This window comes from Comamonas sp. BIGb0124, assembly GCF_003752175.1.
Classification (GTDB): domain Bacteria; phylum Pseudomonadota; class Gammaproteobacteria; order Burkholderiales; family Burkholderiaceae_C; genus Comamonas_F.
Map to the genome: position 1 here is coordinate 934,315 of NZ_RJVF01000008.1, position 17,470 is coordinate 951,784.

General features: G+C 65.8%; 12 protein-coding genes. 8 read left to right on the forward strand and 4 right to left on the reverse strand.

Translation table 11 applies throughout. The features are described from left to right. The first annotated feature begins 101 nt into the window (after positions 1-101). The 8 genes from EC845_RS05475 (at position 102) to EC845_RS05515 (ending at position 11,998) form a co-directional block, all read left to right on the forward strand. Positions 102-1,352, forward strand: coding sequence for a TolC family protein (locus EC845_RS05475; RefSeq protein WP_158615626.1), 1,251 nt, complete (start codon positions 102-104; stop codon positions 1,350-1,352). After that, positions 1,349-3,487: an ATP-binding cassette domain-containing protein gene (locus tag EC845_RS05480; protein WP_123296158.1), complete on the forward strand. Its 2,139-nt coding sequence runs from the start codon at positions 1,349-1,351 to the stop codon at positions 3,485-3,487. Before EC845_RS05475 ends, EC845_RS05480 begins: the two co-directional genes overlap by 4 nt. Continuing rightward, on the forward strand, positions 3,474-4,640 hold the full coding sequence (locus EC845_RS05485) for an HlyD family efflux transporter periplasmic adaptor subunit (RefSeq protein WP_123296159.1): 1,167 nt from the start codon (positions 3,474-3,476) through the stop codon (positions 4,638-4,640). The genes EC845_RS05480 and EC845_RS05485 overlap by 14 nt, the downstream gene beginning before the upstream one ends. Before the next feature lie 432 nt (positions 4,641-5,072). Continuing rightward, positions 5,073-5,840, forward strand: a complete 768-nt coding sequence (locus tag EC845_RS05495) for a MipA/OmpV family protein (RefSeq protein ID WP_158615627.1) — start codon at positions 5,073-5,075, stop codon at positions 5,838-5,840. A 14-nt stretch (positions 5,841-5,854) separates the two neighbouring features. After that, on the forward strand, positions 5,855-6,547 hold the full coding sequence (locus tag EC845_RS05500) for a response regulator transcription factor (protein WP_123296162.1): 693 nt from the start codon (positions 5,855-5,857) through the stop codon (positions 6,545-6,547). Beyond that, positions 6,537-7,907, forward strand: a complete 1,371-nt coding sequence (locus EC845_RS05505) for an ATP-binding protein (protein WP_158615628.1) — start codon at positions 6,537-6,539, stop codon at positions 7,905-7,907. Before EC845_RS05500 ends, EC845_RS05505 begins: the two co-directional genes overlap by 11 nt. 232 nt (positions 7,908-8,139) lie before the next feature. After that, positions 8,140-9,807, forward strand: coding sequence for a tannase/feruloyl esterase family alpha/beta hydrolase (locus tag EC845_RS05510; RefSeq protein WP_158615629.1), 1,668 nt, complete (start codon positions 8,140-8,142; stop codon positions 9,805-9,807). Positions 9,808-10,081: 274 nt separating this feature from the next. Then, complete coding sequence (locus EC845_RS05515; RefSeq protein ID WP_158615630.1) at positions 10,082-11,998, forward strand: sigma-54-dependent Fis family transcriptional regulator; 1,917 nt, start codon at positions 10,082-10,084, stop codon at positions 11,996-11,998. Positions 11,999-12,087: 89 nt separating this feature from the next. Here the strand turns inward: EC845_RS05515 and EC845_RS05520 are convergent, their stop codons facing one another. From EC845_RS05520 to EC845_RS05535, 4 genes are all read right to left on the reverse strand, one after another. Further along, positions 12,088-13,869 (reverse strand): GMC family oxidoreductase, encoded by a 1,782-nt coding sequence (locus tag EC845_RS05520; RefSeq protein WP_233597933.1) that lies wholly within the window; start codon positions 13,867-13,869, stop codon positions 12,088-12,090. 34 nt (positions 13,870-13,903) lie between these two features. Next, positions 13,904-15,349, reverse strand: coding sequence for an aldehyde dehydrogenase family protein (locus EC845_RS05525; protein ID WP_123296167.1), 1,446 nt, complete (start codon positions 15,347-15,349; stop codon positions 13,904-13,906). A 36-nt stretch (positions 15,350-15,385) separates the two neighbouring features. Then, on the reverse strand, positions 15,386-16,288 hold the full coding sequence (locus EC845_RS05530; RefSeq protein ID WP_123296168.1) for a transporter: 903 nt from the start codon (positions 16,286-16,288) through the stop codon (positions 15,386-15,388). Between the two features lie 216 nt (positions 16,289-16,504). Continuing rightward, positions 16,505-17,464, reverse strand: coding sequence for a sugar kinase (locus EC845_RS05535; RefSeq protein WP_123296169.1), 960 nt, complete (start codon positions 17,462-17,464; stop codon positions 16,505-16,507). Positions 17,465-17,470: the final 6 nt, after the last annotated feature.

A 17,470-nucleotide genomic window follows, 5' to 3' on the forward strand; every position in this document is an offset into this window, starting at 1 on the left:
CGAAGCTTTCCGGTGTCATCCCCCGGGTGACCGAGTCGTTCACCGGGCCGATACCGCCTTCGACAGCCACACGGCCGACCGGGATGCGGTCCAGGAGCGTCATGGCCACGGTCATCGTGTCGATGCTCCTGGGGCTGGCGTCTGTCGCTGCGGCGCAGGAATCGGTCCCTCGCCTCATCGCCGACACCCTGGCCAGCCATCCCGGCCTGCGTGCTCAGCACGAACGCGTGCAGGCTGCCGCAGCGGGGGTGGCGTCCGCACGGTGGCGCTACTGGCCGACGCCCTCGGTATCCACCGAACACGCCTACAGCGGCAACGATCCGCAGTATCGGGGCGACCGGCAAACGACGACCCTGCGACTGCAGCAAACCCTGTGGAGCGGCGGCAGGCTCACGGCCAACCTCAGCCGGGCACAACTGCGAGAGGCGATCCAGCGTCTCGACGACGACGCCCTGCGTCTGGCCCTCGCCTTGCGTGTGGTGCAGGCCTGGAGCGATGCGGTCTCCGCCCAGTCCTCGGTCCGGGCGCACGAGCTCAATCACCGGACCCACCTGCGCCTGTTCGCCATGGTCGAACGCCGCGTTCAAGCCGGCGCCTCGGCCCCATCGGATCTCGACCTGGCGCAGTCGCGCCTGCACTCGGCGTCTGCCGAGCTCGAAACCGCACGTTTGCGCCAGGAGACGGCCAGAAACAACCTGACCCTGCTGGCCGGGCGCCCCGCCGAGCTGCAGTCCCTCGACGGCGTGCCGCCGCCACCGGCGATCGACGAGCCGCAATCCGCGCTCGGCCAGGCCCTCGAGCGCAACCCGCAGATCGGCAAGGCAGAGGCGCAATGGCGTCTTGCCGGCGCCGAGATCGCCACGGTTCAGGCTTCGGCGATGCCGGAGGTGTACCTGCGGGTCGAACGACAGTCCGGCAGCTACGGCTACCCCAACGCCCGTCCTCAGAGCCGGGTCTTCCTGGGCTTGAGCACCGCGTTCGGCGCCGGCCTGTCGAACCTGAGCGACATCGAGGCGGCACGCGCCGAACAGCGGGCAGCCGAGCAGGAACTTCAAAGCCAGCGCCTGTCGCTCGAGGAACAGGTCCGCACCGATCTGTTCCTTCTCGATGCCTCGACCCGGCGGCGTGCGCTGCTCGAACAGGCGCGGCGCGTCAACGAAGAAGTGTCGTCTTCGTGGGAACGCCAGTTCCTGGCCGACCGCAAGCAATGGCAGGACCTGATGAACTCGGCCCGTGACCAGGCCATGACCGACACCCAACTGGCCGACGCGATCGGCAGCCAGCAACTGTCGGCCTGGCGACTCGCCATCCTGACACGGGGCTTGCCGACCGTCGCCACAGACCTGCCATGACCACGCAACGCCATCCTGAACACCCCGAACTTCTGCACGCCTTGATGCGCATCGCCGCACTGCAGCGCGAGGCCGTCGATCGTGTCGCACTGCAAGAGGCCGCGCAAGAGGCCGCCGGCCAGACCGATCCCCGCAGCGCCCTGCGCCGCGTGACGGCGCACCTGCAACTCAAACCCCCACGCTGGTATCGCGACGTGGCCGCAGCCACCCTGCCGGCGCTGGGGGCCGATGGCGACGGTCGCTGGATCGTGGTGCGGGGACGCAACGGCCAAGACGAATGGGTGGTCGAGACATTCGACCCCCAGGCGCACCGTTGGCAAGAAAAAGCCATCGCACCGGCAGCTCTCGCCGGATGCATGATCGCCAGCCTGCGATTGGCCCCGCCTTATGTCGCCACGAACAGCCCCGTCCTGCGCGAAGTCCTGCACGCCATGGGGTCGCAGCGATGGCGGATGGCCGAGGCCGCCGTCGGCGGACTGCTGCTGGCCATTCTGGGTGTGTTCGTTTCCTTCTATTCCATGCAGGTCTACGACCGGGTCATTCCCAACGCGGCCATGCAGACCCTGCTGGTCCTGACCCTGGGCGTGCTGACGGCCATCCTGATCGAATACAGCGCCAAGCTGCTGCGCTCGCGCCTGTACGAACGTGTCATCGATCATGTCGATCAAACGCTGGCCCGTTCGGTCTACACGCGTTTCCTGTCCATACGCCTCGATCAGATGCCCAGCAGCGTGGGCAGCCTGGCCGGCCAGTTGCGAGGCTACGAGAGTGTCCGCGCTTTCCTGGTGACATTGACCAGCCATGTCGCCGTGGACGCGCCTTTCGCGCTGATCTTCGTCGGCATCATCGGGGCCATCGCCGGACCGCTGCTCTACATCCCGCTGGGATTCCTGATCGTCTGCGTGGTGCTGGGTCTGGCGCGTGCCCGGCGCATCGCCGCACTGGCGCAACGCAACCAGCAACTGGCCAATCTCAAGACAGGACTTTTGGTCGAAAGCGTCGAAGCGGCAGAGACGATCAAGTCGGGACAGGGCGGCTGGCGCATGCTGAATCGCTGGCTCCTGTCCACGGACGAAGCCCGCTCGTCCGAATTGGAACTGCGCCACATCAACGAAGGGGGCCAATATCTGGCGATGGCCCTGCAGCAGGTCGCCTACGTGTCGATGGTTGCCGCGGGGGCATGGATGGCGTCCCAGGGCCTGCTCAGCTTTGGCGGTCTGATCGCCTGCTCGATCCTCTCCGGGCGCATCCTCACACCTGTGACACAACTGAGCATGTTGCTCAGCAGTTGGGCGAACACGCAGGCTTCGCTGCGCAACCTCGATGCCCTGTGGAAACTCGAAGGCGATCATCACGGGCAACCCGAGCCCGTGGTGCTCGAGAGACTGCGCGGCGACTACCGACTGGCAGGCGTCGACTTCGCACTGGCGGGCAAACGCGCGCTGGCTGTCGGGTCGTTGTCCATTGCAGCCGGTGAACGCATCGGTGTCGTGGGCCCCGTAGGTTCCGGCAAAAGCACCCTGTTGCGCCTGCTGTCCGGTATGTACAAGCCCGGACAGGGCCGGATTCACCTCGACGACGTCGACATTGCCCACCTGTCCAAGCCCTTGCTGGCCGAGCACGTCGGTTACCTGCAGCAGGACGGCCGCCTGCTGAGCGGCACGCTGCGCGAAAACCTGGTGCTCGGTTTGCTGGACCCCGGAGACGAGGCCATCCTCGCTGCGGCAAGGCAGACCGGACTGTACCGCTCGGTGATTGCCACGCACCCCAGCGGTCTGCAGCAAGTCATCGCCGAAGGCGGAACCGGCCTGTCCAACGGCCAGCGTCAACTGGTCAACCTGACACGGGTCTTTCTGCGCCGTCCAACCGTCTGGCTGCTCGACGAGCCGACGGCGTCGCTGGACATGGCCTCCGAACTGGCGGTCCGCGCCGCACTTCAGGAGGCGATCCGACCGCAGGATACGCTCATCCTCGTGACCCATCGCCTGGACCTGCTGCAACTGGTCGACCGTGTGCTCGTGATCGCCCATCATGGCATCGCCGCGGATGGGCCGGTGACGGAGGTGGTGCCGCACCTCAAGCGCATGGCCCCGCCGGCCCCCCAGAAGACGGAAAGCCGAAATGGACAAGCCTGAAAACGCCCATCGGAACTTTCCGATGCTCTGGCTGGTCGCCTCCGCCGTGGCGGGCTTGCTGGCCTTCGCCGCCTACTTCGAGATCGACCAGGCGGTCAGGGCGCAGGGACAAGTGATCCCCGGTTCTCGCACCCAGGTGATCCAGGCGGCCGACGGCGGCATGCTGACGGCACTGCACGTCCGGGAGGGCGCTGAGGTCAAGGCGGGCGACCCGCTCGCGGAGCTCGAACCCAACCGGGTGCAGGCCGTCTATTCGCAAGGGGCTGCCGAGCTGGCCAGCCGCCGAATCGCGCTGACGCGAGCACGCGCCGAGTTGCTGGGAACGGCGCCCGACTTCCCTCGCTCCGACCGTCGGGCATGGCCGGCGTTCGTGGCGGCACAGCAAGGACTCTACCTTCAGCGCAAACAGGGGCTGGACGCAGAGACTTCGGTGCTGACGGCTTCGCTCCAGCTGGCCAGCCAGGAACTCGACATGAACCAGCGCCTGCACGAAGCGGGCGACATCAGCCTCGCGGAAGTGATGCGGGCACGACGGCAGGTGCTCGACAACCAGGGGCGTCTCGACGCTTCACGCCACAAGTACCTCCAGGAAAACCGCCTTGAAATCGCCAGGCTGGAGGACGAACTGGCCGCCGGACATCACCGGCAGGAGGAGCGGCAGGTCGGCCTGACGCACACCCGGCTGTTTGCGCCCATGGACGGCGTGGTGAAGCTGCTGCGCATCAACACGGTGGGCGGTGTGCTGCGCCCCGGAGACGAACTGATGCAGATCAGCCCGGTGAACGACGAAATGCTCGTGCAATTGCGCATCAACCCGACCGATGTGGGCCAGTTGTTCGAAGGCCTGCCCGTGGTCTTGCGCTTCGATGCGCTCGATTCGAGCATCTTTGGCAGCGTGCCGGGCGTTGTGCGCTACGTCAGCCCCGATACGCTGACCGAACAGGGGCCCAATGGCCAGCAGCAGATCGATTACCGGGCAGAGGTGGTCTTGGACTGGACGAGCGAGAAGGCGGTTCAGCGGCGTATCCGCGCAGAGGACATCAAACCGGGAATGACCGTCACCGCCGACATCCTGACCGGAAAGCGCAGCATCCTCCATTTCCTGGCCAAGCCCATCGTCAAGGCATTCAGAGGTGCGACCCTGCCGCGTTGAAACCTGGAGGGGGAGACGGCCCCCATGCGTCCGTCCAAGGCACGCCGGTAAGAATCCAGTCATGCAGGCCGGCGCACAGTGGAAAGACTTCGTTGATGGAGACTTTCCGATGATGGCTTACCTCTGGTGGAACACCGACCTCACGCGGCGCTACAAAAATGCTTTTGTCCACCCGGCCTCCCCTCCGAGCGACTCTTCGGCCCCGGGCGACACATCCGTCAACTCGCAGAGCGAGGAGATCGCGCATTTCACCGGCCCCGCAACAACGAACGGCGACCTACGGAACAAGACGCCGCCACCCGACGCCCCCGCAGGCCCGATGCGCTCGGAACAGCCCGGCACACCTCACTCTTCGCCCTCGAAACAGGTAAGTCGGCAGTAATGTTGACCCCGCGATCATGGGCGCACTTTCACTCTGACCCGATCAAGACCATGTTGCACAAACCGTTACGCTGCGCCCCCCTGGCTCGCGGCGCAGTCGTTTTCCTGGGCGCAGCCCTGAGCCTGGGTGTCCATGCCCAGAACACCCTGCCCGTCGGAGGGATCGGACTGGGCGTCGGTTATGCACCGCAGGCCTATACCGACGGCGACAAGTACAGCGTGCTGCCCATTCTGTACTACGAGACACAGCGCTGGCGGATCGCGGGGACATCGCTGGACTGGAAGGTCTACAACCCCGAACGCTGGACGTTTGCCCTGCGTGCACGCTACGCCCTGGGCGACGGCTACGACAGCGGCGACGCTCCTGTGCTCGACGGCATGGACGACCGCAAGCCCGGGTTCTGGATGGGCGGTGCGGCAGCCTGGAGAGGCGACGCGGCGACCCTGTCGTTCGAGCTGCTGGGCGACGTTTCGGGCAAGAGCAAAGGCCTGCAAGGCAAACTGGGCGTCGAGCGCGACTTCCCCATGGGCCGCTACACGCTGACCCCCTATGCCGCCATGGCCGTACAGGACAAGGATTACGTGAACTACTATTACGGCGTCAAGGCCGCCGAAGAGACGTCGGGCCGCCGGCGGTATGACGGATCGACCGCCGTCAACGTCCAGTTGGGCCTGCGCGCCAGTTATGCACTGACGCCTCGCCATGTGTTCACCGCCGATGTCGGTGCGACGGCGCTGGGCAGCGGCATCAAGGACAGCCCGCTGGTCGACCGCTCGGTACTGCCTTCGGTGAAGTTGGGTTATCTTTACCGTTTCTGACCCCGCTGACCGCGATGAACCGCATCCTGCTTGTCGAAGACCACCCGCGTCTGGGCGAACTCATCGCAGCCAGCCTCCGCCAGGCCGGCATCGCCGTCGATGTCCTGACCAGCATGAGGGAAGCCGACTATGCCTTGGCCCACGCCCGCTACGACGCGGCGGTCGTCGACCGGGGCCTGCCCGACGGCGACGGCCTGGCACTGGTGCGTACCGTGCGGCAACGCGGTGAACACATGCCCTGCCTGCTGTTGACCGCGCGCGACGCCCTTCATGACCGGGTCGATGGGCTCGAAGCCGGTGCCGACGATTACCTCACCAAACCCTTTGCCATGGAAGAGCTGGTGGCACGGGTGCGGGCACTGATGCGCCGGTCGGCTTCGCCCCTGCGCCAGGTCGAACCCGAGTTCGCCGGCCTGCGGGCCGACTTGCGCAAGGGCAATATGGTGTTCGGCGAACAGTCCGTCCCGTTGCCCCGAACCGAAATGCAGATGCTGACCTCTCTGCTGCGGGCAGCGGGTGGACTGGTTTCGCGAAACGAACTCGAGCGCGCAGCCTGGGGCCTGAACGAGGCCGTGACACCCAATGCCCTGGACGTGGCGCTGCACCGGCTGCGCCGCAAGCTGATGGCCGTGGGCTGCCCGCTGCAACTGGTGAACGTGCGCGGCCATGGATTTGCACTCAAACCCGAACCCGGCGATGCCCCGTAGCCTGGCGATGCGGCTCCTGCTGGCCGCCATGGGAGCCCTCTATCTCACCGGGGCATTGGTCTGCACGGTGGTGCTGTGGGTCTGGCCCTGGTCCTCGCAGGATTTCGCTCAGCAATCGATGGCCAGCCATTTCGAGCTCATCGAGGACAACCTGCAGTTCGACGCGCAAGGCCGGCTGCTGGCACTGGCGCCCTCGCACAAGCTCGACACGATGTACGACGCCTTGTCCAAGGACGTGGCCTATCAGGTCCTCGACGCGCAGGGGCAGGAGCTGTTCGCCAGCCCGCCGGGTCCGGCGCTGGCTGCCCTGAGAACCCAACCGGCCCCGACCACGGCGGCCGGCGATTCGCCCCGGCGGTCCACGATATCGGCCAGCGGGATCGTCATGTATCTGCTGGAACAATCCATGCGGACCCCGGACGGGTCGCGCTACGCGATTCGGCTGGTGCGCAGCGATCGCATGGAATCGCTGCTGCGCGAATACGACAGCGAGTCGTTTCTGACCACGCTGTTGGTGGCCATCGGCCTCGCACAGGTGGTGTTCGTCGCCGTGGTCATCGGAACGGTGCGGCGTCTGGTCAGCCCCTTGCGCAAGGCGTCGGCCATCGCCGCCTCGATCGGCCCGCGCAACCTGCGGGCCCGGCTGCAGCCCGAAGGCCTGCCCTCAGAACTGCAACCCCTCATCGCCGCATTCAACCATGCCCTCGAGCGCCTGGAAAAAGGCTACAGCGTGCAGCAAGAGTTCCTGGCGGCGGCCGCGCATGAACTCAAGACGCCGCTGGCCCTCTTCCGCGCCGAGCTCGAGGTCGGCAGCGAGAACCGCCTGCAACTGCTCAAGGATGTGGACCTCATGGCGCGCCAGGTTCATCAACTGCTGCATCTGGCCGAGGTCAGCGAATCGCGCAACTACCACTTCGAGACACAGGACATCGCACGGGTGGCATTCGAGGTGCACGACTTCATGAACCGTCATGCACGGCGGCACAACGTCGCACTGGATCTGCGCACGCCCGAGACGCCGGTCTGGCTGCAGCTCGATCGCGGTGCCGTGTTCGTGCTCATCCGCAACCTGGTCGAGAACGCCATCGAACATGCCCACCCGGCCAGCACCGTCACGGTGGAGCTGACATCCACGGGCCTGGAAGTGAGGAATCTGGGTCCGGCCGTGACGGACGAAGAGAAAGCTCGGCTCTACACCCGGTTCTGGCGCGGCAATTCGCGCATGGCAGCGGGTACCGGCGGTGCGGGTCTGGGACTTTCGATCTGCCGGGAGATCGCGCTGACGCATGAATGGACGCTGTCGCTGGTGGACAGGCCGGGCTGGCATGGCGCGGTGTTCGCGGTCGAATGGAAGTCATGATGGTGCGTGGCCTGCACGGGCTGCCGTCCGATGCATGCAGAATTCAACCAAAACAGTGCATACGCTTGAGTTAAATCCATAAAAAGCTGGAATAAAGATTGCTATCTCAATCTTTTGCAAGGTACACACTCGTTCCTCTGCCGTCGACCGCGTTGCGTCAATCGCTTTCCATGGACACCGCTCAAGAATGAAGAACGCCATAAAAACAGCCAGGCCCCCGTCCCCGGCACTCATGCTTGCCGTTTCACTCGCCACACTGCTATCGGCTTGCGGAGGCAGCGACAAGACGGATGCGGCAGAGTCGTCCGGCAACGAGCCCTCTCCGAGCTTCGCCCAGACCTGCTCGGCACTGGTCGGCACGGCCGTGGCAGGCGGGGTCGTCACGCAGGCCACGATGACAGCGGCCAGCGAAGGCACGGTCTCGGCGGCATCGTGGCCCAGCCACTGCCTGGTGCGGGGCGTGATGAACCAGCGCACCGGCATCGACAACAAGCCTTATGCCCTGCAGTTCGAACTGCGCTTGCCCGAGGCCTCGGCCTGGAACTCGCGTTTCTACTACCAGGGCGGAAGCGGCGTCGACGGCACCTTGTTCACGGCTCTGGGCAGCTACAGCGGCGGCGGCAACGAACGCAATGCCCTGCTCGACGGTTATGCCGTGGTCACGACCGACTCGGGCCACATTGCCGAGACCGGGGTGGCCAACGGCTCCTTCCTGTTCGGCGCAGACCCGCAGGCACGCGACGAGTACGGCGACATGCAGATTCCGCAGGTCACCGCTGCAGCCCAGACCCTCATGGTGAAGGCATACGGTTCGGCTCCGCAGCATTCGTATTTTGTCGGATGCTCGAACGGCGGACGGCAGGCCATGATCGCGGCGCAGAAGTATCCCGACCTGTTCGACGGCATCGTGGCCGCTGCGCCGGGCTTCCGCCTGACGCAGGCTTCGATCCAGGGGTCGATCTACCAGATTCAGCGCACGGCACAGATCGCGCCGAAGAAAGCGGACGGTTCGCCCGACATCACGCTGGGCCTGACCGCCAGCGAGAAGACCGTCGTTGCCGACCGGATTCTGGGCGCATGCGATGCGCTGGACGGGCTGGCCGACGGCATGGTCAACCGCCTGAGCGCCTGCCGTCCCGATCCACTGGAATGGGTCTGCAAGACGGGTGAGACAGAAGGCTGCCTGAGCCAGGACAAGGCCCAGTACGTCAAGGACATCTTCGAAGGTCCGAGCACCCGCTCGGGAGAACGGATCTATGCGTCCTGGCCCTACGACCCCGCCATGGTGTCGCAGTTCTCGAACCCGTTCTACAGCATCTTCGCCGGCGAAGCCTCGCACATCTACACCTCGCCACCGACGCTCACGGCCGATCTGCTGCAGTACGCGCTGACAGCCGACATGGACACGGAGTTCCGCAAGCTGTCGGCCACCACGACCACGTTCAAGCGCTCGGGCAACGACTTCACCAACGCCGAATCGCCCGACATGGATGCCTTCAAGAAGAGGGGCGGCAAGCTGATCATCTTCAACGGCGGCGGCGACACGGCCTTCTCGATGAACGATGTGACGGCGTACTACGACAAGGTCAGCACCCGCTACGGCGGGGTCTCGCAAGCGCAGGATTTCGTTCGCGCCTTCTACGTGCCGGGCATGAGCCACTGTTCGGGCGGCGCCGGCAGCACCGATCAGTTCGACGCCTTCGGCGCAGTCAGGAAGTGGGCCGAGGACGGCGTCGCACCCGATGCCATGGTGGCCACCGCCCGTGCGGCAGCCGGATCGGCCAACCCCGGACGGACCCGCCCCCTGTGCCCCTACCCGGCCGAAGCGATCTACAACGGCACGGGCGATCCGGAAGTCGCCTCCAGCTTCAGTTGCAAGGTCCCCGCCGCCTCGCTCTGAGGTTTTGCCGACGGCGGATGACCGGGCCTGACGCCGCCGGGTCGTTCGTGTTCTCTTCGACGGGCGGTTGAATTCAACCGCCCGTTTTTTTGTCCGTCGAGGGATCGTGATCCGTGTCACCGCTCACCGGTGTCGATGACCGAGTCCGGCCCTCAATGGCCCGATTCTTGCGTTGTTCGAGGGAGACAACGCCGTGAAAACGCAAGCGCAAAAAGCAGGTGGCCTTGCGACATCCCAAACCCCGCCACGACACCTATCAGAGCCTATGACAGCCATGACGCACTACGCCATGCGCGATTGCACGCAAGCCCGTGAGCTCTTTTTCGGCCGCGGGCAACTGCCGCGCGACCTGATCGACGACGCCATCCTGGCCTCGTGGGTCCGGTGTGCGGAGATGAACAAGCAGGCGGAGCAGGCCGTCGTGTTCGATGGCCACACGGATGCACGGACACGCGACCTGCTCGCAGCCAATCAGGCACTGATCGAACATTTCGGTGCAGCGCTGCGCAAATTCGGGCCGGCATTCCAGCAGTCGGGATTCCATCCGGTACTGACCGACGCGCAATCGATCATCATCGCCAGCCGGCCCGCTTCCTCGTCCGACTGCGACGAGCTGCAGCGGGCGCTGGCATTGGGCACGGACATGTCCGAACAGGCGATCGGCACGGCCGCGATGAATTGCGCGCTGGCGGTCCAGCGGCCGGTTCAGGTCGTCGGCCGTGAACATTATTTCGAACTCAACGGCAACTTCCAGTGCGCGGCGGCACCGGTCTTCGGCCCCGAAGGCCGGATGCTGGGCGCCATCAATCTCACCAAACGCATCATCGGGCCCGAAGCCGGTGCGCTGAGCCTCGCGGAAGGCTTTGCGTCCGCCATCGAGCACGACATGCTGGCCAGGGTCCCCGGTGCCTGTCTCCTGCGGGTGTCGTGGTCGCGTGACGACCGGCACAGCCATGCGGTCGCGGCCTTCGGCACCGACGGCCAGCTGCTGGGCATGACCCAGGACGCGCGCCGTTTTCTGAATCCGTTCGATGCACCGATTGCCTTGCTGTCCTTCGACCGGGTGTTCGAGCAGCGGTTCGGCATCGCCCGGGACATGATGAGCCACAGCCGATCCGCCATTCCGATGCGGTTGCGCTCCGGTCTGCTGGTCTATATCGAGAACATCTCGGTGCCCCGGAGCGCCGAGTCCGCAAGCGAACCCGTATCCGGGCGCGACGGCGTGCAGGCATCCGGTGCGGCATTCGGCGACGGCGTGTTCAGTGCGGCTCTTCCGGTTGCCGCCAAGGCCTTGCGCAAGGGCTTGGCCGTTTTGCTGCGTGGCGAAACCGGTGTCGGCAAGGAGGTCGTGGCCACGCAGCTCCATGCGGCCACCTGTGCTTCCGCAGCGCCGAGGGTCGCCATCAACTGTGCCGCCATTCCCGAGACCCTGATCGAATCCGAACTCTTCGGTTACGCCGAGGGCACCTACACCGGCGGACGCAAGGGCGGCTCGCCGGGCCGGATCGAAGAGGCCAACGGCGGCACCTTGTTTCTCGACGAGATCGGCGACATGCCCTTGCCCCTGCAAGCCCGGCTGCTGCGGGTACTCGACAGCCGGGAGGTCACCCGCCTGGGCGAAAGCAAGGCCCGCAAAGTCTCGTTCAACCTGATTTGCGCCACGCATCAGGACCTGGCAGCCATGACGGCGCAGGGCCGGTTCCGCGCGGATCTGTACTACCGCATCGCCGCCTACACGCTGCACATCCCGCCTTTGCGTTCGCGGGCACAACGCGCGCAACTGTTCGACAAGCTGGTGCTGGAATGCGGCCATGCCGCAGGGCTGTCCGGCGATGCCCTGGACGTTCTGTGCCGGTACGCATGGCCCGGCAACGTGCGCGAAGCCATCAACGTGCTGCGCCGGGCCACGCTGCTGTGCGACGAATCCCGGCCGCTGGGCAGGCAAGACATCCTGGAGGCGCTGGACTCCGGGGCCTCAGGAATGACGCCGCCACCGGTCTCGCAGGCCGCCGAGTCCGAACACACGCTCGACGAACTGGAGGCCACGGCGATCACCGAGGCTCTCCGGCGCTGCGACGGCCATGTCGGCCAGACCGCCGATCTGCTCGGCATCAGCCGCTCGACTCTGCAACGCCGCATGCGCGGCAATGCGGCCCTGCGGGAAGCACGCGACCACACACGCGGCCGCTGAACCCCGATCCCGCAGCGCGAGACCGGTGCCGGCGACCGGCGACCGGCGACCGGCCGCACGACCGGCCCGCCGCCCTCCGGCTTGCGGCCTCAGATCCGATACTGCTTTTTCAGCTCCTCGGCACAGCGCTCGCCGATGACGACACACGGTGCCATGGTGTTGCCGGCGGGGATCTCCGGCATGATCGATCCATCGGCAATGCGCAGCGCATCGATGCCGTAGACCCGCAGTTTGCCGTCGACCACCGACATCTCGTCGCGGCCCATCTTGCAGGTGCAGGTCTCGTGGAAATAGGTGCCTGCCGCGTTGCGGATGAAGCGATCGAGTTCCTGTCCCTTCAGCTCGCCCGGCATGATCTCGCGTTTGGCATAGGGCTTGAGATGCCTGGAGTTGCCGAGCTCGCGGCAGATCTCGACCGATCGCTTGAGGGCCTTCATGTCCTGTTCGGTCGACAGGAAGTTGGGGTAGATCAGCGGTTTGTCGTTCGGGTGCGAGCCCCCCAGGGTGAGATGCCCCCGGCTGGTGGGCTTGACGATCGCCGCCGCCAGCACCCAGGCTGCGGCCGGAATGTTGTACTGCTCTCGGGTCACCTCGCTGGTGTAAGGGAACTCCTCGAGGAAAGGCTGCAGGTCGGGCGTCTTGAGGGCCGGGTCGCTTTTCCAGAAGAACGTGAACTCGGCCGAGTTGTTGCGGCCGGGCTCGGGTGTGACGTATTCCCACATGCAGCCGCCCAGCAGGATGTGATCCTGGAAATTCTGGCCGACGCCCTCGAGTTTCTGAACCAGGGGGATGCCGTGCTTGCGCAGTTCGGCTTCCGGCCCGATCCCCGAGAGCATGAGGATGCGTGGCGTGTTGATCGCGCCGGTCGACAGAATCACCTCGTGTTTGGCCTGGAAGTTGCGCACCTGCCCATTGGCGATGACCGCCTCGACACCGACGGCTCGTTTGCCCTTGATCAGCAGCTTGTTGACGTGGGTGTGCAAGAGCACGGTGAGGTTGGGCTTGTCCAGGATGGGGTGGATGTAGGCCACGGCCATCGAGACGCGCCGACCGTTCTTGACGATGAGGTTGGGCATGCCCGCTCCGCCCTCGCCTTCCATGGTCTCGGCATTCAGGTCGTCGACCGTCGGCATGCCGAAGTCCGCGGCCGCTTTCATCAGCGCCGGCGCCACCGGGTTGACGGGGGCCTGCGGCAGCGAGACCGAAACCAGGCCGCCCTTGCCACGCAGGCGGTCGTTGGCAGGCCCCTGCCAGTCCTCGATGCGCCGGTAGATACCCAGCACCGACTCATAGCTCCAGGCCGCGTCGCCCGACTGCTCGGCCCAGGTGTCCCAGTCGTTCTTGTGGCCTCGCGCCCAGACCAGGCCGTTGATGCTGGAGCCGCCCCCCAGCACCTTGCCCATGGGAAAAGGCGGCGTGCGGCCATTGAGCGTCGGCGTCGGCTGGCCGGTGAAGTTCCAGTCCCGCGCACTGCCCATGTTCTCGGGCCAGCGCGTGCCGTCCATGACTTCGGGCACGTTGTCGCTGCCACCGGCCTCGATCAGCAGCACACGCACTTCGGGGTTGTCGGCCAGGCGGCGGGCCACGGCGCAGCCTGCCGAGCCCGAGCCGCAGACGATGAAGTCGTATTCCGAAGTCAGTGCGGCCCGGTTGGCGGTCTGCTGGGCATGCGCCCTCTCGGCGAAGCCTGCCATGCCGGCCGCCGCCGCCGCCGAGTACCCGGCGGCGCTGGCCGCTTTCATGAACTGGCGGCGGTCGCCCCTGCCATGCAGCAAGGCCGATTCGAGCCGATCGACCTCGTCGTGCATCGCCTGCCGCGAAGGGTGCATCGGCTCGGAAGAAGAAAAAGAAGAAGATTTTTGATGAGTCACGTTGGTTTCTCCAGCACAGGTCCGTGCGATTGATCTAGAAGGGATAGGCCGACGGCGCGGCGACCATCGAGATCCATTGGCTCTTGGTGAATTCCTCAGCATTGACCGTGCCACCAAAACGCCCGCCGTTGCCCGATGCCCCCATGCCGCCGAACGGCACGTTGAACTCGGCATTCACGGTCTGGTCGTTGATGTGCACCATGCCGGTGTTCAGGCGCCGGGCCAGGGCGAGCCCGCGTGCGACATGGGCCGTATGCAGCCCGGCCGACAGCCCGTAGTCGGATGCATTGACGAGCTCGACCAGTTCGTCGTCGCTGTCGAACACGGTGATCGGCGCCACGGGTCCGAAGATCTCGGCACCGAAGGCCGGCATGAAGGGCGTCACCCCAGCCAGCACCGTGGCCGGGAAGAACAGGCCCCGATGACGGCCACCGGCCAGCAACTGCGCACCTTGCGCCAGGCTGTCGTCGACCACCTGCTGCACCTTGGCGCATTGCGCCGCATTGATCAGCGGGCCCAGGTGGACGTCCTGCCGGTGCGGATCGCCCACCGTCAACGCCCGGGCACGCGCGGCCAGGGCCTGGGCGTACGCGTCCGCCACGCGACGGTGCACCAGATGGCGGCCGCCCTGCATGCAGATCTGCCCCTGGTGCAGGAAAGAAGCCCAGGCGCCATGCGATGCCGCGACCTCGACATCGGCATCGTCGAGCACGATGAAAGCGTTGTTGCCGCCGAGTTCCAGCGCACACTTCTTGAGCAGGCGGCCGCACGTGGCACCGATGGCGCGCCCCACCCCGGTCGAGCCCGTGAAAGACACCATGCCGACCAGGGGATGGTTGACCAATGCGTCACCCGTCCGGACTTCGCCGGGCAACACCTGCAACACGCCCTCCGGCAAACCGGCCTCGGCAAAAATCCGGGCCAGCAGCAACCCGCCGGTCAGCGACCCCTGCACGGCCGGCTTGAGCAGCACTGCATTGCCCAGGGCCAGCGCGGGTGCCAGCGAACGCATGGCCAGCAGCAGCGGGTAGTTCCATGGCGTGATGATGGCCACGACCCCGATGGGAACATGCGCCCACAGATTGGTACGCCCGGGAAAGGACGATGGAATCAACTGGCCGTACGGCTGTGCCGCCAGGCCGGCGGCCGCATGCAGCTGTTCGTACGAGGCGTCCACCTCCCACTGCGCCTTGGCCGGCGTGGAGCCGCATTCCTGCACGTTGCAGCGGTTGAACACGTCGGCTTGGGAACGCAGCCGCTCGGCGGCTCGCCGCAAGACCGCAGCGCGCTGGTCGAAGGTCATGGCCGCCCATTCGGCCTGGGCGGCGGATGCGGCACGCGCAGCGGCGTCGACGTCGGCAGGCGAGGCACTGGGCACGTCCGCGAGTCGTTCGCCGGTTGCAGGTTCGAGGACGGTCAGGGGATCGCCGCGCAGGTGGGAAGCCAGGCCTGCAATGGCGGGGTAATCAACGAAGGTCATGAAAAAAGGCTCCGGATCGAGTGGACAGATCGGGTTTCAGAACGCATAGGCCACACGCAGATTGATCCGGTGTTTTTCCTTCAACCCTTCGGTGACTTTCAGGTCGCGCCCATACAAGGCCAGCAGTTGCGTGCGTGCATCGAGCTGGTAACCCACTCCCACGGTGCTCTTCGTGACCTGTCCGCGACCTGCGGCTTCAAGGCCATCGACCTGGGTCGAGCCCACCCAGGACTTGGCCACACCCACGCGCAAGTCGAGCGCCGGCGTGACCTGGTAACGGCCGAAAGCCTGCAACTGGTAAGTCGGATCCTGCTTGAAGGACTGGCCGGCCGCGCCGTAATCGGCGTTGCGTCCATGCAGCGTGACGTCGGCCAGCAGGTCGACGGTGAAGAAGCGTCCCAGGCCCTGGATGTAGCCGACCTGAAAGGCGTACTTCCAGCGGTTCTCGCCCATGTTGAGTGCTTCGTTCCGGCTGTAGCTGCCCGTGGGGGCGTAGACAAAAGGCGTGAACCCCAGGTAACGCCGATTCACCGGATCGTTGATGGTCCACAGCGTCGCCGCCAGGGTCAGGTCGCCCAGCCCGCCGTTGGAGCCCAGGGACTGGAAGTCGCCCGTGCCCCGCAGATGGCCGAACGGCAGCAGAAACTGGGGGTCGACGATGTAGTCGCCCAGCTTCATGAAATGGATCAGGCGCAGCACACCCACATCGCTGCGCATGTGACCATGGGCCGGCGTCTTGCTGCCGTCGGCATACGACGCCTGGCGATCGGCATGCTGCAGGTAGATCAGCCCCAGCGTCGTGCCGTCCGGCGCGGCGGTGTAGTCGCCGGCTTCGACGTCGATGGCCTGGGCCGACGTGCAGGCCATCAGCGCGGCCCATGCGGTCAGTGTCGATTGAACAAAGGCCCGGTTTAAGCGGGCCAGCATTGCAGTTGTCATGGCGAGTCCTCGTGAATCCCCATCCGAAAAGTGGATGTCACAGGAACTTCGCAATCGTCATGCCCGCACGAACCGTCTGCAGATCATTCGATTTTCTTCAATCGATTCAATGCTTTATCGAAAAACGATCACACTCCGCAAGGCTCTTGGAAACGCGCACCGGTCAGATTGAATCGGTCAGATTGACACCGCGCAGGGCGCGTGGCCACGACCCGGTCAAGATCGATCGTTCGTGTCACGCAGCCGGGCGATCACGGCATCTGCACGCGGCAAGGGCGCCACTGCGCCGAAACCCTGCACCGACAAAGCGGCCGCCGCATTCGCGTAACGTGCGGCATCGGCCAACGGCTGACCCCGAGCCAGCCGGGCCAGCAGGTTGCCGCAGAAACAATCGCCCGCACCGGTGGCATCGACAAGCTCGACGGCATGGCCGGGGATCCGCTCCCGGCGATACTCATCGCCCACGCGTTGGCTGATCAGCGCGCCATCCGAACCCAGCTTCAGAACCACGGAAGAAGCGCCCAGCGCGTGCGCCCAATCGATCACGGCATCGGGTTCGTGAAGACCGACCAGCGCGGCGACATCCTCCAGGCTGGGCAGGAACACATCGCACATCGACACGGCTTGCGTGATGCAGGCGCGCGCACGCGCCAAGGGCCACAGCTTGAGCCGCAGGTTGGAGTCGAACGAAACCAGGGTGCCGGCCTCGCGCGCCAGTTGCATGGCGGCAAAGACCGTATCGCACGCCGTGGCAGAAATCGCCAGCGAGATGCCCGACACATGCAGCACCCGAGACTGGGCGATGGTCTGTGCGACCGGGCCGTCGAGCCACTGCGGGGTCATGTGGCTGGCCGCCGACCCGGCCCGCAGGTAGCTGAACGCGTGGCCCTGCTCGCCGTGGGTGACGAAGTAGATGCCGGTGGGATGAGCGGCATCCCGCTCCACCCCTTCGACATCGACCTTCTCTTCGTGCCAGAGATCCAGCAGGGCCTGGCCGAATGCGTCGTCGCCCACGCGGCTCAGGTAGGCGACCTGGGCACCGGCCCGCGCCGCAGCGATGACGGCATTGCTGGTGTCGCCGCCGAAGCCCTGCAGGAATCGCCGGTCGCCCGGGCGGGTCTGATTGAACTCCACCAGTGCTTCGCCCAAAGCGGTCACGTCGTATGTCTTGTGCATGAGTCG